Origin of the sequence: Microbispora sp. NPDC049125, assembly GCF_040802045.1 — a bacterium.
In the GTDB taxonomy this organism is placed as follows: Bacteria; Actinomycetota; Actinomycetes; order Streptosporangiales; family Streptosporangiaceae; genus Microbispora.
Genome location: NZ_JBEZDW010000023.1, coordinates 1 through 21531, shown reverse-complemented (window position 1 = coordinate 21531; position 21531 = coordinate 1). Strand labels below are relative to the sequence as shown.

The window sequence follows — 21531 nt, the reverse complement described above, 5'->3', positions numbered from 1 at the left end:
GGCCTTCACCACGGCTTTCACCACGGCGAAACGCGGGCCGGCGCCACGGGCTCAGGGGCGAGGGTCACCTCAATCGTGCCGTTCCGCCTTCAAGCGGGCCGCGAACGCGGCGGCCTGGGTGCGCCGGTGCATGCTCAGCTTGCTCAGCAGGCTGGAGACGTAGTTCTTGACGGTCTTCTCCGCCAGGAACATGCGCGTGCCGATCTCCCGGTTGGTCAGGCCCTCGCCGATCAGTTCGAGGATGTGCCGCTCCTGGTCGGTCAGCGCGGCCAGCGGATCCTTGTACGCGGCCTGGTCCCGCAGCCGCTGCAGCATGGTGGCCGTGGTCTGCGGATCCAGCAGCGACTGCCCGGCGGCCACGGTGCGGACGGCGCCGATCAGGTCGGAGCCGTGGATCTGCTTGAGCACGTAGCCGGAGGCGCCCGCCATGACGGCCTGGAACAGGGCGTCGTCGTCGGCGAACGAGGTCAGCATCAGGCAGGCCAGCCCCGGCACCCGGCTGCGGACCTCGCGGCAGACCTGGACGCCGTCGCCGTCGGGCAGCCGTACGTCCAGCACCGCGACGTCGGGCCGCAGAGCCGGGATGCGGGCGATCGCCGATTCGGCGGTCCCGGCCTCGCCGATGACGTCGATGTCGTCTTCGGAGTCCAGGAGGGCCGCGACGCCGCGCCGGACAACCTCATGGTCGTCGAGGAGGAAAACGCGAATCATGCTCTTGAAGGTAGGCCTCCTTCGACCCGCTTCGATAGGGACCAAGGTCCCTATCGAAGCTCCAGTCACGCGGCAACACTCGAGACATGGACACCTTGGAGAGAGTCGACGCCTACTGGCGCGCCGCCAACTACCTCGCCGTCGGCCAGATCTACCTGCTGGACAACCCGCTGCTGACCGAGCCCCTGGAGCCGGAGCACATCAAGCCCCGCCTGCTCGGCCACTGGGGCACCACGCCAGGCCTGAACTTCTGCTTCGCGCATCTGAACCGGGTCATCGGCGAACGAGGCCAGGACATGATCTACATCGCCGGCCCGGGACACGGCGGACCGGCCGCCGTGGCGCACGCGTGGCTGGAGGGCTCCTACAGCGAGACCTACCCGGACGTGTCGCAGGACGCCCCGGGCATGCGACGCCTGTTCCGCCAGTTCTCCTTCCCCGGCGGCATCCCCAGTCACGTCGCCCCGGAGACGCCCGGTTCCATCCACGAGGGCGGCGAGCTCGGCTACTCCCTGGCCCACGCCTACGGCGCGGCGTTCGACAACCCCGGCCTGGTGGTGGCCTGCGTCATCGGCGACGGCGAGGCGGAGACCGGGCCACTGGCCGCGAGCTGGCACTCGAACAAGTTCCTGGACCGCGAGCGCGACGGCGTCGTGCTGCCGATCCTGCACCTCAACGGTTACAAGATCGCCAACCCGACGGTCCTGTCCCGCATCCCCGAGGCCGACCTCGTCAAGCTGATGGAGGGGTACGGCTACCGCCCGTACATCGTCGGAGGCGACGACCCGGCGGTCATGCACCCGCTCATGGCGGAGACGCTGGACGCGATCTTCGACGAGATCGCCGCCTACAAGCGCGGTGAGACCGACCGGCTGCCGATGCTGGTGCTGCGCACGCCCAAGGGATGGACCGGGCCCAAGGAGGTCGACGGGCTGCCTGTCGAGGGCACATGGCGCTCCCACCAGGTGCCGCTGGCGAACGTCCGCGAGAACGCCGGCCACCGGGAGATGCTGGAGCAGTGGATGCGCTCCTACCGTCCCGAGGAGCTGTTCGACGAGGCGGGCCGTCCCGTGCCGGAGATCCTGCAGACGGTCCCCGGCGGCGACCTGCGCATGAGCGCGAACCCGCACGCCAACGGCGGCGGACTGCTGCGCCCGCTCATCCTGCCCGACTTCCGCGCGTACGCCGTCGACGTGCCCGCACCCGGGACGGCCCTCACCGAGCCCACCCGCGTGCTCGGCCGCTTCCTGCGCGACGTGATGGCCGCCAACGAGCACAACTTCCGGATCATGGGCCCGGACGAGACCGACTCCAACCGCCTCTCGGCCGTCTTCGACGTCACCGACCGCGCCTGGAACGCCGAGATCCTGCCCACCGACCAGCACCTCGCGCGCGGCGGCCGCGTGATGGAGGTGCTGAGCGAGCACCTGTGCCAGGGCTGGCTGGAGGGCTACCTGCTGACCGGGCGCCACGGCCTGTTCAACTGCTACGAGGCGTTCATCCACATCATCGACGCCATGTTCAACCAGCACGCCAAGTGGCTCGACACCACCCGCGACATCGCCTGGCGGCGGCCGATCGCCTCGCTGAACTACCTGCTGTCCTCGCACGTGTGGCGGCAGGACCACAACGGCTTCAGCCACCAGGACCCGGGCTTCCTGGACGTGGTGGTCAACAAGAAGGCCTCCGTCGTACGGGTCTACCTGCCGCCGGACGCCAACACCCTGCTGTCGGTCGGCGACCACTGCCTGCGCTCCCGCGACTACGTCAACGTCATCGTCGCCGGCAAGCAGCCCGTCGCCGACCTGTTCACCATCGACGAGGCCGTCACCCACTGCACCCGGGGCCTGGGCATCATCGACTGGGCCTCCAACGACCAGGGCGGCGAGCCCGACGTGGTCCTGGCCTGCGCCGGCGACGTCCCCACCCTGGAGACGCTCGCCGCCGCGGCCCTGCTCCGCGAGCACCTGCCCGAGCTGAAGGTCCGCGTCGTCAACGTCGTCGACCTGATGCGCCTCCAGCCGCCCTCCGAGCACCCCCACGGCATGCCGGACGCCGAGTTCGACGCCCTGTTCACCACCGACAAGCCCGTCATCTTCAACTTCCACGGCTACCCGTGGCTGATCCACCGCCTGACGTACCGCCGCACCGGCCACCACAACATCCACGTGCGCGGCTACAAGGAGGAGGGCACCACGACCACCCCGTTCGACATGGCCATGCTGAACGACATCGACCGCTACCACCTGGTCATGGACGTCGTCGACCGCGTCCCCGGCCTGGCCGTCGGCGCCGCCCACCTGCGCCAGCGGATGTCCGACGCCCGGCTGCGGGCCCGCGCGTACACCCGCGACCACGGCGAGGACCTGCCGGAGATCCGCGACTGGACCTGGAGCCGATGACCACGCTCCCGGAGCGGACCTGGGCCTGCCTCACCGGGGCCCAGGCCGCTCGGTCGCCGGCCGGGCACGGCGGCGATCCGCCGCGTCCCGTCCACGACCGCTCACGGGCTCACGGGCTTACGGGCTCTCGGCCAGTTCATAACCGGTTTCCTCGATCGCGGCGCGTACTTCGGCGATGTCGAGGCTCCGTTCGCTGGTCACCGTGACAGAGTCGCGTTCGATGTCCACCGCCACGGCGGTGACGCCCGAGATGCGTTCGAGCTCCTGGGTGACGAAGCCCGCGCAGTGTCCGCAGGCCATCCCGATCACGGTGTAGGTCCTCACAGTCATGACGGCGCCTGCCCAAGGCCGGACGTCTCCGTCGCCGGCTGCCCGGAGCCGGCCTGGACGCCCGCCTCCGCGTCGGCGGCGTCCCCGGCCTTGACCGGTACCAACCGGGTGAGCATGTGCGCCTGGCGCATCCGCCCGTCGTCGGCGAACCGCCCGAAGAAGCACACCTCCGTACGGCCTTCCCGCTTCCGGTTCTGGAAGTGCAGGGTGTAGCGGGCGGCGATCCGGTCCCCGTCGGCTATCGCCTCGTGCACCTCCCAGCGAGCGCTGATCTGATGCTTGCGTGCCGGACGGGCGTGTGCGATGAGCCTGGCCCGGTCCATCCGGGAGCCGTCGGCGATCTGGACGATGTCGGGTGTGTGGTAGCGGTCGACGACGACCGCCACGTCCTCGCCGCCGCGCACCAGGTCGTTCATGAAGGAGGTGAAGAAGCCGGCTATGAACTGCTCTGGGTCGATGCCGTCGAGTGCGTGCACGCTACCCCCGTCTGGCTGCGGTTTCTGCGCGAAGCTTTACGGGCTGTAAGATATAGTCGCCCCAATAAGTTTGGCAAGATGTAAGAGATGAGTCTGCCGCCGATGCGCAACCGCCGTGCCGACGCCCGCCGCAACAGGAACGCCATCGTCGAGACGGCGGCCCGGCTGCTCGACACGCAGCCGGACGCCAGCCTCGACGCCATCGCCGCCGCCGCCGGAATGACCCGGCAGACCATCTACGCCCATTTCCCGTCACGGGAGCACCTGATGGCGGCCGTCGTCGACCGGATCACCGAGGACGCCGTCGCGGCGATGGACGCCGCCGAGCCGGACGCCGGACCGGCCGCGGACGCGTTGATGCGCGTACTTCAGGCCGGCGCCCAGACCGCGGAGCGGTACCCCGTCCTCACCCGGCGCATCGGTTCCCTCCCGGTGAGCCCGGAGGCCGACAGGGAACGCCACGCACCCGTCGCCGATCGGATCAGCCGGGTCATCCGGCGCGGCCAGGAGAGCGGAGAGTTCGACGACCGGCTCCCGTCCGGCTGGCTCGCCGCGGTGATCATCAAGATCGGCCACGCCGCGGGCGAAGAGGTGAAAGCCGGCCGGATGTCAGGCGCCGAGGCGGCAGAGGCGCTGCGCGCCGTCATGCTCCGGGTGCTCGCGGCCTCAGACTGAGGTCGCCGGACACGGATGGACCAAAGCCGGGGTCGTGAAAGCCGGGCGCGTTCAGCGCGTCGAGCGGACGAGGTCGCTCTCATAGGCCGCGATGACGAGGTGCGCGCGGTCTCGTGCCTGGAGCTTGCTCAGCAGGTTGCCGATGTGTGTCTTGACGGTCTTGACCGAGATCGTGAGTCTCGCCGCGATTTCGTCGTTGGAGAGGCCGCGTCCGACCCAGGTGAGGACCTCGGTCTCCCGCTCGGTGAGAGCGTCCAGGCTCGCCGATCCGGCACACGGAGGCTGGGCGATGTACGCCTCGATGAGGCGTGCCAGGACTGTCGGAGCGAACAGCGACTCGCCCCGATGAGTCCGGCGGATCGCGTCGAGGAGGGTGTCGGGATGGGAGTCCTTGAGGAGAAAGCCGCCGGCGCCGGCTTGGAGGGCGGCGCGGACGTACTCGTCGAGTTCGAACATCGTCAAGACGATGATCTTCGTGTGCGCGGTGTCTGGGTTGGCCATGATGTGGCGGGTGGCGGCGATTCCGTCGGTGCCGGGCATCCGGATGTCCATGAGGATGACGTCGGGGCCCACTTCGGCGCTGAGTGCGACGGCCTCGTCGCCCGTGCCCGCCTCGCCGGCCACCGTCATGTCGGGATCGGCGTTGATGACGGCCGCGAGGCTGTGACGCAGCAGCGGCTGGTCGTCGGCGATGACGACCCGGATCGGCGTTCCGCGGTCGCTCATGACGTCCGGGCCTCAGGAATACGGGCCTCGGGAATACGGGCCTCGGGAGTACGGGCCTCGGGAATACGGGCGGTGACGCGAAACCCGTTCCCGGCGTGCTCAGCCTGAAAGGTCCCGCCCATGGCGGTGACGCGTTCCCTGAGCCCCTCGATCCCGTGCCCCGCTCCCGGGTGAGGCGTCCATCCGTCCACGGGGCCTTCGTCCCAGACGGTGGTGACGATCCAGTCGCCGTCGCGGCGGGCATGGACGGTCGCGGCCGTGGGGCCGGCGTGCCGAGCGGTGTTCGTGAGGGCTTCACGCACGACGGAGCAGATCGCGAGCTGGGCCCCGGAGCTGATGCCGGCGATCTCGCCGAGCTCGACGGTGACGGTCGGGCCCGCTCTTTCGGCGTCCTCGACGATGGCCGGCAGGTCGCGGAGCGATTCCGCGGGCCGCAGAGGCGCGGCCGTGCCAGCCGAGTCACGCAGCACGTTGAGCATCCGGCGTAGCTCCGTCGTGGTCTGCCGGCCGATGCGCTCGATATCCGACAGCGCGGCGGAGCTGTCGTCTTCCGTGCCGGGATGGCGCGCCGCGCCCGCCCGGACGGTGATCAGCCCAAGGCCGTGGGAGACGATGTCGTGCAGCTCGCGGGCGATTCGCAGCCGCTCGGCTTGTGTCGCGCGTTCGCCGGCCCACGCCGTCAGCCGCGCCTCGTACGCGATCCGCTGCCGTCGCGCGCTGAACAGCGCCACCACGGTGACCGTCAACGCCAGCGTGGCGATCGCGATCGGGATGACGACCGCGGCGGGGCCGTCGCGGCCGACCGCGAGAAGGGTGAGCAGGAGGACGACGTGAACGGCGATGGTCAGCGGCCAGACCCGCCGCCTGGGTTCTGGAAGTACGCCCGCCGCCTTCACCTTCCAAGTCTAAGGACTCGGGGGTGAGCAAGGCATCGGTCCAGGGTCGGAGAGGCCCGGGTCTGAGCCGCAGGACCAAGGCCCGCCTTCGGCCCCATGACAGCGGGGCGTGCTCCGAGCTCAGATGTGAGCGTGATTACGATCGAGAACCTCGTCAAGCGGCGAGGCTCCGCAGACATTCTGACCGGCGTCGGCTTCCAGGCCCGCCCCGGAAGGGTGACCGGGTTCCTCGGCCCGAACGGGGCGGGCAAAAGCTCCACGCTGCGCATTCTGCTCGGCCTGGACCGGGCGACATCCGGCACGGCGCTCATCGGTTCTGTCCCGTTCGTACGGCTTCCCGATCCGCTCCGCACGGTCGGGGCCATGCTGGACGGCTCCGGCGCGCATCGGGCGCGGACGGGCCGGGCGCACCTGCGGTGGGTGGCCCGCTCGGCGGGACTGCCGCGTGCGCGGGTCGACGAGGTGCTTGAGGTCGTGGGCCTGACGAACGCCGCGTCGAAGCGGGTCGGCGGCTACTCCCTTGGCATGGGGCGCCGCCTCGGGCTGGCGGCGGCGCTGCTCGGGGACCCGGAGACACTGGTCCTGGACGAGCCGGTGAACGGGTTGGACCCGGAGGGCATCCGGTGGATGAGGACCTTCCTTCGCGAACGCGCCGCGTCCGGCCGGACTGTGCTGCTGTCCAGCCACCTGATGGGAGAGCTCGCGGAAACGGTCGACGACGTCGTGATCATCAACCGGGGCAGGGTCGTGGCGGACGGCACCCTCGAAGAGATCACCGGCTCACACCGCACCCTTGAGGACGCGTACTTCGCCCTCACCACCGGCGGCGCGCGATGAGGGTGCTCGCGGCAGAGGCCTCGAAGCTCGTCTCGCTGCCGTCGGCGTGGATCGCGATGGCGGCCGGGGTGCTCGTGCCGAGCGTGATCGCCGCGATCACCGCCTCCTCGGCCCTTGACGCGATCAGCCGCGGCGCGAAGACCGCCGCCGGGGTGGACACCGGCTATCAGGAACTGGCTTTCGGCGTGGTCGGAGTGATCGTCCTCGGCGTCGTCGGCGTCAGCAGCGAGTACTTCACCGAGAGCGCGGAATCGGGAGGCGGGCGGCAGATCACCACCAGCCTGACCGCCGTCCCCTCCCGCCTGCGGCTCCTGCTCGCGAAGATGTCGGCCATCGCAGTCGTCAGCGCGTTGCTCGCGATCGTCGCGGCGGCGGCCACCATGGGCGCCGTGCGGGTGGCACTCGGAGAGCACGCCCCGGCGTTGGGGGCGGAGGACATCGCGCGGCTGGCCGGCGTGGTCTGCTACTGGGTCTACACGGCGCTCCTCGCCTGCGGAGTCACCGTGCTCACCCGCCACGGGGTCGTCCCGCTCGCGCTGCTCATCACGAACACCTCGGTGGTCAGCGTCACCTACTTGCTGACCAAGATCACGACGCTGGCGAACTATCTGCCCGACATGGCCGGGGTCCGTATGTTCATACCGAAGCTCGGCGGCGACTCCGTCGAGATGAGCCCGCTCACCGGAGGCCTGGTCATGACCGCCTGGGTGACGGCGCTGCTCCCGATCGCCGCCATTGCGTTCACGCGGAGGGACGCATGACCACCGTCCCCGCGCCGCCGGTTCGAACCCGCGGCCGGGAAGCGGCCCAGGCGCTCACGGCGGAGCTGTCGAAACTCGTCTCCCTTCCGGCGACCTGGCTCACGGCCGGAGGCGCTCTGGCGGTGAATCTGATCCTCACGATCGCTTTCACGGCCGCCGGTCTCCGCGGCTCGACCGGCACCAAGAGCGCACTGGACGTCGGACTGGCATCGATCGGTTACGCGCAGGCCGGGTTCGTCGTCCTCGGCGTCCTGGCCGCCTGCTCCGAGTACACCGGCGGCCAGATCCGGACCACGCTGACGGCGATGCCACGCCGCGCCCTCCAGTTCACCGCGAAGCAGCTCGCGGTGGCGATCGTCGTGCTTCCCGCGGCGGCGATCACCGCCGCGTCCGGAGTGATGCTCACGGCCGGTGCGCTGGGCGACACGGCCACGCCAGTGACCTCGGGTCATGTCGCGGGAACGCTGAGCGGCGTGACGGCGTACCTCGTGCTCACGACCTCGATCAGCGTGGCGGTCGGCGTCCTGGTGCGTCAGACGCTCGCGGCGGTCGTCGTCCTGCTGGGGTACCTCTTCGTCGCCGGGCCGCTCCTGCGTGACCACGCCGCTGCGGCGAAGTACCTCCCGGACAGCGCCGGATCCGCCATGTGGTTCCCGGTGGCCGGCAACTCGGACGCGGTGACGCCGGCGCACGGTGCGTTGCTTCTCACGGCCTGGACCGTCGTCCTCATCGCCGTCGCCCTGCTCGGGTATCGCCGCCGGGACATGTGAAGCCTCCGGGGCCGCCGGCCGAGAACCGCAGTGGCCGGCGGCCCTCAGCTCGGCAAAGTGAGGACGCCCCGGGCGACGACCGTGGTGAAGCCGCCGACGGAGACGCGCTGGAGGCGGCCGTCCCGGATGTGGGCGGTGGCCTCGATCACGCTGGGGCGCCCCATCCGCACCCCCTGGTGGATGCGGAGGCTCAGGGCGGTGTGGACGCCGGCACGCCGCCGGGCCAGCCCGGCGGCCAGCCCGGCGGCGGCGGAGCCCGTCGCCGGGTCCTCCTCCACGCCAAGGGCGGGGACGAAGGACCGTGCGTAGATGTGGTCCTGGTCGCGGGACTCGACGGCGAAGACGTAAAGGTGCGGGGACCAGCCGCCCGCGATGCCGGCCGACCACCCCGCCCGGTTGAGCACGGCGCGATCGACGGACTCCCGGCTTTTCAGCCGCACGTAGCAGAACCTCAGCCCGACGCTGCCGTACCAGCAGCCGACGATGTCCTCTTCCGGCAGTGACAGAGCCGTCGCCACCGCCTCGGGTGACGGTCCGGAGCCGGGAGATTCGAACGGCGCCGTGGTGGTGAAGCGGCTGAACGCGCCGTCGACCTCCACGCTGATCGGCCCGACCTCCTCCTCCAGGATCAGCGTCCCACCGGTGCGCGTCACATCGACGTGCCCTTGCGTCGCCAGCACGGACGCGGTTCCCACGGTGGGGTGCCCGGCGAAGGGCAACTCGGAGGCGGGGGTGAATATCCGCACCTTGCGGGTGTTGCGCGGATCGTCGGGAGGGAACACGAAGGTGGTCTCCGAGAAGCCGAACTCTTTGGCCACGTCCTGCATCCGCCGATCGGACAGCCCGCGCGCGTCCGGGAGGACGGCGAGCTGGTTACCTCCGAACGGGGCCCGGGTGAACACATCGGCGATGCAATAGCCGTATTCGGTGCTCATCCGACGACGGCGTCCATCTCGACGACCGCTCCGAGGGGCAACGCCGCCACGCCGATGGCGGTGCGCGCCGGGTAGGGAGCGGTGAAGAACCTCTCGTACACGGCGTTGACCGCCGCGAAGTCGTCCATGTCCCTCAAATAGACGCCCACGCGGATCACATCGTCCAGACTCCGGCCGGCGGCCTCCACCACCGCGGTCAGGTTCCGCAGGACCTGCTCGGCCTGAACGGCGGCGTCACCTTCGCGGAGCGCGCCCGTGGTGGGGTCCTGGGCGATCTGCCCGCTGACGAAGACCAGTCCGTCGCGGCGGACGGCCGCCGAGAACGGCCCGGCCGGCTTTGCGATCTTTCCGGTGGTGACGACGTCACGTGACACGAGATCATGCTCCTTCGTCCGGCGGGTCATCCGGCCGCCAGGCGCTCGGACTGGCGATGCAGCGTTCGCAGGCGGTCGAGCAGATGGGCGGTGTCCTCGGAGCCGAAGGCGCCTTCGATCCGCCGCTGGACCGCGATCCAGTGCGGGCGGCTCTCGGCAAGTCTCCGCGCGCCTTCGGGGGAGGCCTGCACGAGACGCCGGCGGCGATCCTGGCCGACCTCGACGTGGAGCAGCCCGGCCTTGGCGAGCGCCTCGACCTCTCGCGAGCAGGTCGTGCGCTCCAGGGCCAGACGCGCCGCCAGCCGGGTGATCGTCATCGGCCCCTCGGCGTCCAACCGGGAAAGGATGGAGTAGGAGGCCGCCCGCAGGCCCGCGGGCGCCAGCGCCTGGTCGTAGAGGCGAGCCACCGAACGGGTGGCCATCCGCAGGGTGGAGCACACACACGCCGTCTCCGCAGGTTCCATGATTCAGTGTATATACACGCTTTTGGGTACCGTCAACGGCTCGCAGGGGGCCACCTCGGCCCGTACGCCGCAGTGCGTGGCAGGTGATCCGGCCGCGTCGGACAGGCCGCGGACGGAGAGCGGACCGTGCGACCGAGGCGCGGGGGAGTGGCTCTGGCGGCACCGGGCTCCGGTGCGACGGCGGCCTGTCTGAAAGTTACAGCGGTATCCGTCCTGGAACAGCGAATTCGAGCGGGCCGCACCCCTTTCCGTTGACGCACTCCTGCCTCCTCCCTAGCGTGAGGGCCCCCGTGGGGTGATCGGCATTTGTTTGTTAGCGCTAACAATGAGGGAGGTCCAAGCGCGAGGAAAGGCAGTACTTTCCGAAGTTTCCTACCGGCCCGCCCGCCGTTCATCCATAGCCGTGCCCGCCCTCCCCACCCGTTGTCCCTGTCTTCATCCCGCGGCCGTCGAGGGCGGCGAGGCGGCCGTGACGTCGCCCGTGGCATCCGGGCGGCCGCAGCCCACCATGTTGGAGGTCTCGTGTCATCCCCATCGCTCAACCGCCGTCAGCTCTTCCAGGCCGCCGGCATCGCCGTGGCCGCGTCGGCCGTCGGGCAGGTCGCCGGCACGTCGGCCGCCGAGGCCGCGGTCGCCCCGGCCCGGGCCGACATCGGCGTGTCCGCCTATCTGTTCGACCTCGGGCAGGTCCGGCTCACCTCCGGCCGCTGGCTGGACAACCAGAACCGCACCCTTTCCTATCTCCGGTTCGTCGACGTCAACCGGTTGCTGTACAACTTCCGGGCCAACCACCGGCTGTCCACCAACGGCGCCGCCTCGAACGGCGGGTGGGACGCCCCGTCATTCCCCTTCCGCACCCACATGCAGGGGCATTTCCTCACCGCGTGGGCCCAGGCGTACGCCGTGCTCGGCGACACCACCTGCCGGGACAAGGCCACCTACATGGTCGCCGAACTCGCCAAGTGCCAGGCGAACAACGGCGCCGCCGGGTTCGGCGCCGGTTACCTCTCCGGTTTCCCCGAGTCGGACTTCAGCGCCCTCGAAGCGCGCACGCTGAGCAACGGCAACGTGCCGTACTACTGCGTCCACAAAACCCTGGCCGGCCTGCTCGACGTGTGGCGCCTGATCGGCAGCACCCAGGCCCGCGACGTGCTCCTCGCGCTCGCCGGCTGGGTGGACCAGCGCACCTCCCGGCTCAGCTCCAGCCAGATGCAGAACATGCTGGGCACCGAGTTCGGCGGCATGAACGCGGTGCTGACCGACATCTACCAGATGACGGGGGACGGACGCTGGCTCACGACGGCCCAGCGGTTCGACCACGCGGCCGTGTTCAACCCGCTCGCCTCTAACCAGGACCAGCTCAACGGCCTGCACGCCAACACGCAGGTGCCCAAGTGGATCGGCGCCGCACGGGAGTACAAGGCGACCGGCACCACCCGCTACCGGGACATCGCGAACAACGCCTGGAACATGACCGTCAACGCGCACACGTACGCGATCGGCGGCAACAGCCAGGCCGAGCACTTCCGCGCCCCCAACGCGATCGCCGGATACCTCAGCAACGACACCTGCGAGCACTGCAACACCTACAACATGCTCAAGCTCACCCGCGAGCTGTGGCTGCTGAACCCCGGCCAGGCGTCCTACATGGACTTCTACGAGCGGGCGCTGTTCAACCACATCATCGGCGCGCAGAACCCGGCGGACGCCCACGGGCACATCACCTACTTCACCCCCCTCAAGCCCGGTGGCCGCCGCGGGGTCGGCCCGGCGTGGGGCGGCGGCACGTGGAGCACCGACTACAACTCGTTCTGGTGCTGCCAGGGAACCGGGGTGGAGGTCAACACGAACCTGGTGGAGGCCATCTACTCCTACAACGGCACCACGTTGTTCGTGAACATGTTCCAGCCGTCCACACTGAACTGGTCCCAGCGCGGCATCACGGTCACCCAGACGACGTCCTATCCGGCGAGCGACACCACGACCCTGCAGGTCACCGGCAGCGTCGGCGACTCTTGGACGATGCGGATCCGCATCCCCGCCTGGACGTCGGGCGCCACGATCAGCGTGAACGGCGTGCAGCAGAGCGTGGACACCACGCCCGGCTCCTACGCCACCCTCACCCGCTCGTGGACCTCCGGCGACACCGTCACGGTGCGCCTGCCCATGCGCGTGGTCATGAAGGCCGCCAACGACAACGCCAACGTCGCGGCGATCACCTACGGTCCGGTCGTACTGTCGGGCAACTACGGCAACACCTCGCTGTCGGCGCTGCCGACCCTGACCACCTCGTCGATCACCCGGACCAGCACCACGGCGCTCACCTTCACCGCCACCGCCAACAACGCGACGGTCAACCTGATCCCCTTCTACGACGCGCAGGGGCACAACTACACCGTCTACTGGAACGCCACAGGGCAGAGCACCGGCGGGTCGGGAAGTTACCGGCTGGTCAACGCGGCCAGCGGCCTGTGCCTCGGCATCCAGAACATGTCCACCGCCGACGGCGGTCTCGCGCTGCAGTGGACCGACAACGGCACCGCGGACCACAACTGGGTGATGATCACCGACGGCAGCGCCGTGCGGTTCCGCAACGTCAACAGCGGCAAGGTGCTGGGAGTGGAGAACATGTCCACCTCCGACAACGCCCGCGTTCTGCAGTGGTCAGACAACGGCACCGCCGACCACCGGTGGACATTGGTCGACAACGGCGACGGAACCTACAAGATCCGCAACGTGAACAGCGGCAAGCTGCTCGCCATCGCCAACAACTCCACCGCCAACGGCGCGCAGGCCGTCCAGGACTCCGACAACGGAACCGCCGACAACCGGTGGCGATTGGTGGCCAACAACTAGAACCGTTCTGGCGGACCGGTGCCGTCGAGCACCCGGCCGGGCAGGCCGGCATCCGGGAGCTCGCACGGCACCGGCATCGGCCCGAACAACCCAGTGCCGAGCCTGATGATTCATGCATTGTTATCGTTAACAGGAAAGCCTTTTCTTTCCCTCTGACTGGAAACGCAAATCAGTCGCTCCGAGGAATTCTCATCGAATCGATCGGCATTATTGCGTCTCCATTGCGGGCCGGGTCATCCGCGAGAATGCGAGTTTCGCCGCTGGCGCCGACCACTCTCCGCAGCACGTACCTTCGGGAGCACTCATGAAAATTCCACGTGTTCGGCTCTTGCTGGCCGCCGGAGTCGCCGCCCTGGTGAGCGTGGCCGGCGCGCTGACCGCGACCACCGCCCAGGCCGCCGTCGGTTGCCGTGTCGACTACGCGGTGACGAACCAGTGGCCGGGCGGCTTCGGGACGAACGTCACCATCACCAATCTCGGTGACCCGATCAACGGCTGGCAGCTGACCTGGTCGTTCACCGCAGGGCAGACGATCACCCAGTTGTGGAACGGCTCGGTGACACAGTCGGGTGCCCAGGTGACGGTCACCAACGCCGCCTACAACGCGGCGCTGGGCGGCGGGGCTTCCACGAGCTTCGGCTTCAACGGCGCCTGGAACGGCAGCAACCCCGTGCCGGCGTCGTTCACGCTCAACGGCACGACCTGCACCGGCGTGACCGGCTCGCCCAGCCCCTCGCCGAGCCCTTCGCCGAGCCCTTCACCCAGTCCCTCGCCGAGCCCGTCTCCCAGCCCTTCACCCAGTCCGTCTCCCAGCCCTTCACCTTCGCCTTCACCGGCGACGGGCAACCTGCCGTGTGACATCTACGCCGCGGGCGGCACGCCGTGCATCGCCGCGCACAGCACGGTGCGCGCGCTCTACCGCTCCTACAGCGGCAACCTGTACCAGGTGAGGCGCTCATCCGACAACACGACCAGGAACATCGGCGTGCTGACCACGGGCGGAGCCGCCAACGCCGCCGCCCAGGACTCCTTCTGCTCCGGCACCACCTGCGTCACCACGATCGTCTACGACCAGTCCGGGCGCGGCAACAACCTCGGCTACCAGGGCTCCGGCGGAGTCGGCGGCGCCGCCGGCCCCGCGAGGGCGGACACCGAGTCGCTGACGGTCGGGGGCAGCAAGGCCTACTCGCTCTACATCAACCCCGGCAACAGCTACTGGCGCAACGGCTCCTCCACGGGCGTCCCCACCGGCAGCGCCCCCGAGGGCATGTACATGGTGACCAGCGGCACGCACTACAACAGCGGTTGCTGCTTCGACTACGGCAACAGCGAGACGACCCGGCGGGCCGACGGCGCCGGCGCCATGGACGCGATCTACTTCGGTTCGAGCTGCTGGTTCGGCGGGTGCTCGGGATCCGGTCCCTGGGTCCAGGCGGATCTGGAATACGGGCTCTACCCCGGGGGCAGCTCCTCCTGGAACCCGAACCAGAGGACCTTCCCCAACAAGTTCGTCACCGCGATGCTCAAGAACAACGGGACGACGCGATTCGCGATCAAGGGCAGCAACGCCCAGTCCGGCAGCCTCTCCACCCTCTACGACGGCTCACTTCCCCGTGGGTACAGCCCCATGAGGAAGCAGGGGGCCATCATCCTGGGCAGCGGCGGTGACTGCTGCATCGACAACAGGAACCAGAGCCAGGGAACCTTCTACGAAGGAGCCATGGTCTCGGGTTACCCGTCCGACGCGACCGACAACGCGGTGCAGGCCAACATCGTCGCCGCCGGTTACCGCTAGAGACCGCATGACGATCGCCCGACGGCGGGACGTCCGGCGGACCGGTGTTCAGCGACCCCGCTGAGGTCCTCAGGCCGTCCACGTCCGGAGGTCGCCCGATGACCGAGGCCTTCCTCCTGGAAGGCTTCGCGAAGACCCCGGTGTCCCGTGGAGATCTCGTCAGCTCCGCGGGACACCGGCACGTGGGGAGCCGGGAGCCGAGGCGTCAGGGGATCCGGCGTCCGTGTGCGTCCGGGACTCCCGACTTGCGGAAGAAATAGGCGTTGATCTGGTCACGCCATTCCTCCGCGCAGCGGAGCTGCTCGTCGAGGAGCTCGCTGACCCGGGCGTGCACGTCCGGGGGCACCGGACCGGCGCCGGCGAGCTTCGCCCACAGCGCCCGGGTCTCGGCCACCTGCTCGACGCCGGCGAAGTGGGTGTCGTAGATGTGCTGGATCACGGTGGACCCGCTGTGCAGCACATGCCCGTACGGGACGTGGTGGAAGAACAGCAGCAACTCGTCGGGGCACTGTTCGAGCGACTCGTACACCTCCGACCAGGGCGGCGGGTACTGGCCGGTGAAGCCGGTGCCGGTGGCGCGGGTGCGGTCCACGCCGACGCCGTCGCGGTCGGCGAAGTGGTAGGTGCCCCACGGCGTGTACTCGTACCCGTCCACGTCGGGGCCGTAGTGGTGCCCGGGACGCACCATGAACCCGACGCCGAGCGGCGCCGTGTACCGCTCGTAGGTGCGCCACGAGCCGTCCATGACAGCATGCAGGGTGCGTCGCAGCCGCTCTGCGTCGCCGGTCTCCGCCGGCGCGAAGGTGAGATCGATCCACTCGTCGAGGATCGCGCCCGGGTCGGTCCACGGCGCCCAGGCGAGCCGGCCGAACGCGTACAGGTTGGCCTGCGCCAGCGGGTGGCCGGTCCAGTAGGGGTCGTCGCCCACGTTGGACACCCCCACCAGGCAACCCGTCTCGTCCGCCGTCCACCCGTCGTGCTCCGTCCCGATGTCGTCGCGGTCCGCCGCCGCGCCCGCGACGATGCGCGCCACGTCGGGTCCCGCGGGCCCCCAGGGACGGAACGCCAGCACCTCGCTCCACATGGGGGCGAGGTAGCACACGTGCCGCTGCTGGCCGGTGTACTCCTGGGTCACCTGGAGCTCCACAGCCACGCGGGTGGCGGGCATGGCCGCGATGAGCGGAGAGGACGGCTCCCGCACCTGGAAGTCGATCGGGCCGTGCTTCACCTGGAGGATCACGTTGCCACGGAAGAGCCCGTCGAGGGGCGTGAAGTGGTCGTAGGCCGCGCGGGCCCGGTCGACGGACCGGTCGCGCCAGTCCTGCCGGTGGTTGTACACGAAGGCGCGCCAGTGGACGACCCCGCCGAACGGCGCCAGGGCGTCGGCGAGCACGTTCGCGCCGTCGGCGTGGCTGCGCCCGTACGCGAACGGGCCGGGCTGCCCTTCGGAGTCGGCCTTCACCACGTAGCCGCCCAGGTCGGGGATCGCCTGGTAGACCCGTTCCGTGGTGCGCGCCCACCACTCGCGCACGTCCTCGTCGAGCGGGTCGGCGGTCGGCAGCCCTCCCAGGGCGATGGGGGAGGCGAACCCGGCCGACAGGTGCACCCGCACGCCGTACGGCCGCAGCCGATCGGCGATCGCGGCGACGTCGCCCAGCCGGTCGGTCAGCAGGTGGGCCTCCGTGGCGTGCACGTTCACGTTGTTCACCGTGATCGCGTTCACCCCGCACGCGGCCAGGAGCCGCCCGTACGCGCCGACCCGGGTGAGATCGCCGCTCAGGGCGCCGTCCCGCCAGAAGATCGAGCCGCCCGCGTAGCCGCGCTCGACCTGGCCCATCACGGGATGCACGTCGACGTTGTCCCAATGGTCGAGCATGCGCAGCCGCATCGCGGGCCGGTGGCGCTCCAGCGGCCTGGCGGCGCCGAAGGCCGGCTTGCCGAGCCGTACGACGTGGAACAGGCCGTAGAGCAGCCCGGCCGGCTCGTCGGCGAGCACGACCGTGACGCCGTCGTGCCGGGCGATCAGGAACCCCTCGTCACCGATCCCGGGGCCGGCGTCGCCGTACCGTCGCCGCGACCGCTCCCGCACCGCCTGGACGGCGTCCGGCGGCGACTGCGCCGTGGAGAGCGCGAACACGAGGTCGAACGCCCCGTCCGCGCGGTCACCGCGAGCCGTCTCCCGCGTGTCCAGGTCGCCGGTCACGCCCGGATGCCGCAGCGCGCCGCCGTACGCGGCGCAGGCGCGCGCCACCTCGTCCCGCACGGTGCCGACGAGCAGACCTGCGCCGAGCACGAGCGTACGGCGCGAGCCGATCGCCCGGAACGCCTCCGGCGGCAGCCACGCCGGGTGGACGCCGGTCGGTTCGGGAATGGTCACGAAGGCTCCTTCGGCCGGATCGCGCAGCATGACCGGCCCCCTCGGTCACCGGCGCATCCGCCCGGTGATGAGGGGCCGCAGCCGCCACACGTTCGGGCAGCGGCGTTCATCCTGTCAAGGACGCGCGGAGCCGCCGGACATGTCATCGTCCGTGCCGGACGGCCGCACGGCCGGCTTCGCCCCCTGACCAGCGCGCCGGAGAGGGCTTCCCCCGGTAAACGGGTGGGGGAGGGCGCCCCACGGCCCCGGGGTGAAAATTACATCCCTATGACTGCTCGCTTCCGGCCGCGCTCTCCCGGTGCTCGTGGGCGGCGGCGAGGATGAGGTAGGCGCTGGCCGTCCAGGTGTAGGCGCGGTCGCGCAGGCCGGTCCCGCTGCGGGCGTCGAAGTTCTCCGCGAACCCTGACTTCTCACACAGAGCACGGAAACGCGCGCTGATCTCGTCGGCCAGGTCCGCGTAGCCGGCGCGGCGGAGCCCGTCTTCGATCAGGACGGTCGAGGGCGCCCAGATGGGCCCGCGCCAGTACCCGTCGTCCAGGTAGTGGGGAGAGGTCGGCAGCTCCGTGGCGAGCCCGAACACGGTCAGGTGCTTCTCGATCCGGGCGGCCAGCAGGTCGCGGACGGACGCGGGGAGCTCGTCCCCCAGGACGATCGGCATGAGGTCGAGCAGGCTGTCGCTGGACCAGGTCCGTCCCGAATGCACGCCCCGGGTGACGAACCGGTCGCCGTCCCACAGCTCGGCGATGAGCGCGTCGCGCATGCGGCCGGCCGCCTGTGTCCAGCGGTCCGACGCCTCGGGCCGGGCCAGTTCGCCGGCCAGGCGGGCGAGTTCCCGCATCTGGAGAACGAGGAAGGCCGCCAGGTCGGCGGACTCGACGAGGCGCTCGGCGTCGAAGGTGGTGGCGTTGTCCCAGCCGCTGTCGTTGCCGTGCTGGTAGTGGGCGAGCTCACGGCCCGGGGCGCGGCGGGCGGTGAGCCAGAAGGTGGTCCATCGCTCCAGCAGCCGGTAGACCTCGGCGGGCTCGCCCTCGTGCAGAGGGCGCAGCCGTCCCAGTGCCCACCCGTGGATCGGCGGCTTGACGAAGTTGTAGAGGACCTCGGAGTGGGTCACGGAGTCGGGCAGCGCGCCGGCGGCGTCCTGGTGGTCGAACACCAGCCGGAACTGGTCCCATGCCAGCTCGGGAAGGCCGCCGGCGAGAGCGATGGCGTTGAAGCAGTGGTCCCAGCTCCACACCTTGTCCATCCAGTGCTTCGACATCAGCACCGCCGGCCGGGTGACGAACCCGGCCGGACGCACGGTGGCCGACCACAGGACGTAGGCGGCCAGGTCGGCCGCGGGAGTGCGGTCGCTGCGCCAGGGGGTGACCGTGTCGCGGAACGCCTCGAAGGCGGCCCGCGCGGAGGCCGCCACCTGCTCGAAGTCCTTCGTCTCGGCGTAGGGGGCGCGGGCCGTCTCGTATTCCTCGACGGCGATCTCCCACTGCCCGCCGTCGCCGGTCAGCACGACGCCGCGTTCGGCCGTGCCGAGGGTCTGGGATCCCAGCGGCTCGGCCCGCCCGGCGAGCAGGGTGATCCGATAACGGCGCCCCGTCTGGTACAGGGTGAAGACCCACGAGCCGTCCCCGGGCTCGGCGTAGAAGTAGGGGCCGCTGAACGGCGTGAGGGCCGGGTCGGCCGCCAGCAGGCGCAGCCCGAGCCCCTCGCCGCGCACCCGTACGGTGTCCTGGTTCTCGTAGGCGAGGTCGATCCGGCCCGTCTCGTGGGCCCAGGTGAGCCGGTGCGGTGCGGCGGTGACGGTCGTCTCGGCGCGGACGCCCTCCACGGTGGGGATCAGCTGCAGGATCGGATGCATACCGGTCTGGTGCGACACCAGATGGACATCCTGCGCGTAGGTCTTCTCCCCGATCACGGGAGAGAAGCCGAACCACGATCCGCGGAAGCTGAACGGGATCTCCTGCAAGGAGAACACCGGGCCTGCGGCGACGGTCATGAAGTGGGAGTCCCTTCGAGCAAGATGGTGGGAAGGACAGAACGGGGGCGGTTCCCCGCGTCCGTCGTCGGCCGTGCGGCCGGGTCTAGTGCTTCACCGCCCCCGCGGTGACGCCGGCGGCCACGTAGCGCTGGGCGATGACGAGGAGCACGGTGGCGGGGATGGAGGCGATGACGGCGGTGGCCATGATGGCGTTCCACTGCTGGTTGTTGTTGCCGATGTAGTGGTAGATGCCGAGGGTGATCGGCTGGTGGCCGCCGCCGCCGTCGAGGGTGCTGGCGTAGACGAAGTCAGACCAGGCCCACAGGAACGTGAACAGCGACACCGTGATGATCGAGTTCCGGCTGACGGGGAGCACGACCGACCAGAACGTGCGGAGCGCACCCGCGCCGTCCACCCGGGCCGCCTGCACAAGTTCCTCCGGGATCCCGGACATGAACGTCGTGAAGATCAGCACCGCGAACGGCACGGCGAGGGTCGAGTCCGCCACGATCAGGCCGGGGACGGTGTTGATCACACCCGCGCTGAGGAAGATGGCGTAGAAGCCCATCGCCATGATCACCCCGGGGATCATCTGCGCGATCAGCAGCACGAAGCTGAGCACGCCGCCGCCGCGGGGACGCAGCTTGGCCAGCGAGTACGCCGCGGGCGCCGAGACGGCCAGGGTCAGCGCGACGGTGCCGATTCCCACGATCAGGCTGGTGGCCAGATAGGGGCCCTGCTGTTCGATCGCCAGCCGGTAGCCCTCCAGCGTCCCGTTCACGGGGAACCAGTAGGGCGGGCTCTTGCGCATGTCCTGGTCGCGGGTGAACGACACATTGATCATCCAGTAGACCGGGAACAGCATCAGGGCCGTGAACACCAGGCCCAGGCCGGTCCGCCACCAACTGCGGTCCGTCGCCGTCATGCCGCCACCTGCCGTCGCTGCAGGCGGATGTAGACGAGTCCGAAGGCCAGGGCCATCACGATCAGCAGGTTGCCGACCGCCGCGCCCGGGCCGAAGGCCGGCAGCAGGTTGCCGAACCCCAGCCGGTAGGACCAGGTGGCGAACGTGGTGGAGGAGCCGCTCGGCCCACCCTTGGTCATGATCCAGATGATGTCGAACACCTTCAGCGTGTAGACGAGGCCGAGCAGCAGCGTGATCGCCGACACCGGCCGCAGCAGCGGGAAGGTCACCCTCCAGAACCGGTTCCAGCCCACCGCGCCGTCGAGCGCGGCCGCCTCGTAGATGGACGGGTCGATCGCCTGGAGGCCGGAGTACAGCACGACCAGGTTGAACGGGATGCCGATCCAGATGTTGGCGATGATCACCGACCACAGCGACCAGTCCGGCGACGTCAGCCAGTGGACGGGGCCGACGCCGAAAGCGCCGAGCACGGCGTTGACGACGCCGGAGTCGCTGTTGAGCATCCACGACCAGGTCGAGGACGACACGATCAGCGGGAGCAGCCACGGCACCAGGAACAGCGCCCGCAACGTGGCCGACAGCCGGAAGTTCTTCAGGAAGAACATGGCCAGGGCGAGCCCGATGGTGAACTGGAAGGCCAGGGACACCAGGGTGAAGACGATGGTGTGCCACAGAGCCGGCCCGAACGTGGCGTCGCTGATGACCTGGGCGTAGTTGGCGAGCCCGGTGAACGGGGCGTCGCCCTGCACGAAGGAGCGAACGGTGTAGTGGCGCAGGCTCAGCTCGATGTTGCGGTAGAGCGGGTATGCGTAGAACACGATCAGGTAGACGGCGATCGGGACCAGGAAGGCCCATGCCGTCCACTGACCGGCTGTTCGCCGGCGCACGACTCCGCGCCGCCCTCCCCGGGACGGTGCCGCCGGACGCCGTCCCCGCCGGTCGCGTTGGCCGGCGACCGGGGGAGACGGCGTCTGTGCTACATGGTTCATGCTGTCCTTCATCCCTCGGAGGACGGAAGCCGGCCCGGGGCGTCGGCGAGCCCCGGACCCACTCCGCGCCTCGTGTCTTACTGGGTGGCGCTCGCCGCGGCGGTCTGCGCGTCGGTCATCGCCTGCTGCGGGTTCTTCGACCCGCTCAGCGCCGCCTGCACCGCGCCCCACATCGGCTCGGAGATCTTCGGGTACTTCGTGCCGAGATCGTCGCTGGTACGGCCCTTGGCCGCGTTGACCGCGTCCACCCACACCTTCAG

The 21531-nt window shown here is 70.0% G+C and carries 18 protein-coding genes and 2 pseudogenes; 7 read left to right on the top strand and 13 right to left on the bottom strand.

The window, feature by feature from the left end; all coding sequences use genetic code 11:
• Window positions 1-69: 69 nt before the first annotated feature.
• Complete coding sequence (locus tag AB0B72_RS24720; RefSeq protein ID WP_367741298.1) at window positions 70-711, bottom strand: response regulator; 642 nt, start codon at window positions 709-711, stop codon at window positions 70-72.
• Window positions 712-788: 77 nt separating this feature from the next.
• On the opposite strand from AB0B72_RS24720, the pseudogene AB0B72_RS24715 reads away from it, so the two are divergent.
• Window positions 789-3113 (top strand): annotated as a pseudogene (locus AB0B72_RS24715) (phosphoketolase); the annotation flags it as partial.
• A 117-nt stretch (window positions 3114-3230) separates the two neighbouring features.
• Here the strand turns inward: AB0B72_RS24715 and AB0B72_RS24710 are convergent.
• Both AB0B72_RS24710 and AB0B72_RS24705 read right to left on the bottom strand, forming a co-directional pair.
• Window positions 3231-3443 carry a heavy-metal-associated domain-containing protein gene (locus tag AB0B72_RS24710; protein WP_367741297.1) on the bottom strand — a complete coding sequence of 71 codons (213 nt, stop codon included), beginning with the start codon at window positions 3441-3443 and terminating at the stop codon, window positions 3231-3233.
• Window positions 3440-3919, bottom strand: a complete 480-nt coding sequence (locus AB0B72_RS24705) for a nuclear transport factor 2 family protein (RefSeq protein WP_367741296.1) — start codon at window positions 3917-3919, stop codon at window positions 3440-3442. Before AB0B72_RS24705 ends, AB0B72_RS24710 begins: the two co-directional genes overlap by 4 nt.
• Window positions 3920-4006: 87 nt before the next feature.
• Here AB0B72_RS24705 and AB0B72_RS24700 point away from each other — a divergent pair, with 87 nt between their 5' ends.
• The gene (locus tag AB0B72_RS24700) at window positions 4007-4594 is read left to right on the top strand and encodes a TetR/AcrR family transcriptional regulator (protein ID WP_367741295.1); all 588 of its coding nucleotides are present in this window, start codon (window positions 4007-4009) and stop codon (window positions 4592-4594) included.
• A 51-nt stretch (window positions 4595-4645) separates the two neighbouring features.
• Here AB0B72_RS24700 and AB0B72_RS24695 read toward each other — a convergent pair whose 3' ends face one another.
• Entirely contained in the window at window positions 4646-5320 is a 675-nt protein-coding gene (locus AB0B72_RS24695) for a response regulator (RefSeq protein ID WP_367741294.1), read from the bottom strand.
• Window positions 5317-6216, bottom strand: coding sequence for a sensor histidine kinase (locus tag AB0B72_RS24690; RefSeq protein WP_367741293.1), 900 nt, complete (start codon window positions 6214-6216; stop codon window positions 5317-5319). Before AB0B72_RS24690 ends, AB0B72_RS24695 begins: the two co-directional genes overlap by 4 nt.
• Before the next feature lie 132 nt (window positions 6217-6348).
• On the opposite strand from AB0B72_RS24690, the gene AB0B72_RS24685 reads away from it, so the two are divergent.
• Genes AB0B72_RS24685 through AB0B72_RS24675 form a run of 3 tightly spaced genes read left to right on the top strand, consistent with a single transcriptional unit; the run spans window position 6349 to window position 8584 of the window.
• Complete coding sequence (locus AB0B72_RS24685) at window positions 6349-7053, top strand: ABC transporter ATP-binding protein (protein ID WP_367741292.1); 705 nt, start codon at window positions 6349-6351, stop codon at window positions 7051-7053.
• On the top strand, window positions 7050-7814 hold the full coding sequence (locus AB0B72_RS24680; RefSeq protein ID WP_367741290.1) for an ABC transporter permease: 765 nt from the start codon (window positions 7050-7052) through the stop codon (window positions 7812-7814). The genes AB0B72_RS24685 and AB0B72_RS24680 overlap by 4 nt, the downstream gene beginning before the upstream one ends.
• Window positions 7811-8584 carry a hypothetical protein gene (locus AB0B72_RS24675; RefSeq protein ID WP_367741288.1) on the top strand — a complete coding sequence of 258 codons (774 nt, stop codon included), beginning with the start codon at window positions 7811-7813 and terminating at the stop codon, window positions 8582-8584. The genes AB0B72_RS24680 and AB0B72_RS24675 overlap by 4 nt, the downstream gene beginning before the upstream one ends.
• A gap of 44 nt (window positions 8585-8628) precedes the next feature.
• On the opposite strand, the gene AB0B72_RS24670 is transcribed toward AB0B72_RS24675, so the two are convergent.
• From AB0B72_RS24670 to AB0B72_RS24660, 3 genes are read right to left on the bottom strand one after another with little or no spacing between them, the layout of a single operon-like run.
• Window positions 8629-9519: a PhzF family phenazine biosynthesis protein gene (locus AB0B72_RS24670; RefSeq protein WP_367741287.1), complete on the bottom strand. Its 891-nt coding sequence runs from the start codon at window positions 9517-9519 to the stop codon at window positions 8629-8631.
• On the bottom strand, window positions 9516-9893 hold the full coding sequence (locus AB0B72_RS24665) for a Rid family detoxifying hydrolase (protein WP_367741286.1): 378 nt from the start codon (window positions 9891-9893) through the stop codon (window positions 9516-9518). Before AB0B72_RS24665 ends, AB0B72_RS24670 begins: the two co-directional genes overlap by 4 nt.
• Window positions 9894-9919: 26 nt before the next feature.
• Window positions 9920-10357, bottom strand: a complete 438-nt coding sequence (locus AB0B72_RS24660; protein WP_367741285.1) for a MarR family winged helix-turn-helix transcriptional regulator — start codon at window positions 10355-10357, stop codon at window positions 9920-9922.
• A gap of 522 nt (window positions 10358-10879) precedes the next feature.
• Between AB0B72_RS24660 and AB0B72_RS24655 the strand changes: the two genes are divergently transcribed.
• Both AB0B72_RS24655 and AB0B72_RS24650 read left to right on the top strand, forming a co-directional pair.
• Entirely contained in the window at window positions 10880-13213 is a 2334-nt protein-coding gene (locus tag AB0B72_RS24655) for a beta-L-arabinofuranosidase domain-containing protein (protein ID WP_367741284.1), read from the top strand.
• A gap of 304 nt (window positions 13214-13517) precedes the next feature.
• Complete coding sequence (locus tag AB0B72_RS24650; protein WP_367741283.1) at window positions 13518-15008, top strand: arabinofuranosidase catalytic domain-containing protein; 1491 nt, start codon at window positions 13518-13520, stop codon at window positions 15006-15008.
• A 205-nt stretch (window positions 15009-15213) separates the two neighbouring features.
• Here the strand turns inward: AB0B72_RS24650 and AB0B72_RS24645 are convergent, their stop codons facing one another.
• The 5 genes and pseudogenes from AB0B72_RS24645 to AB0B72_RS24625 form a co-directional block, all read right to left on the bottom strand.
• On the bottom strand, window positions 15214-17385 hold the full coding sequence (locus tag AB0B72_RS24645) for an alpha-glucuronidase (protein ID WP_367741282.1): 2172 nt from the start codon (window positions 17383-17385) through the stop codon (window positions 15214-15216).
• A 265-nt stretch (window positions 17386-17650) separates the two neighbouring features.
• Window positions 17651-19375, bottom strand: a complete 1725-nt coding sequence (locus AB0B72_RS24640; protein ID WP_367741281.1) for an amylo-alpha-1,6-glucosidase — start codon at window positions 19373-19375, stop codon at window positions 17651-17653.
• 85 nt (window positions 19376-19460) lie between these two features.
• Complete coding sequence (locus tag AB0B72_RS24635) at window positions 19461-20282, bottom strand: carbohydrate ABC transporter permease (protein ID WP_367741280.1); 822 nt, start codon at window positions 20280-20282, stop codon at window positions 19461-19463.
• Window positions 20279-21169 (bottom strand): carbohydrate ABC transporter permease, encoded by an 891-nt coding sequence (locus AB0B72_RS24630; protein WP_367741279.1) that lies wholly within the window; start codon window positions 21167-21169, stop codon window positions 20279-20281. Before AB0B72_RS24630 ends, AB0B72_RS24635 begins: the two co-directional genes overlap by 4 nt.
• A 179-nt stretch (window positions 21170-21348) precedes the next feature.
• A pseudogene (locus tag AB0B72_RS24625) lies at window positions 21349-21531 on the bottom strand (sugar ABC transporter substrate-binding protein); the annotation flags it as partial.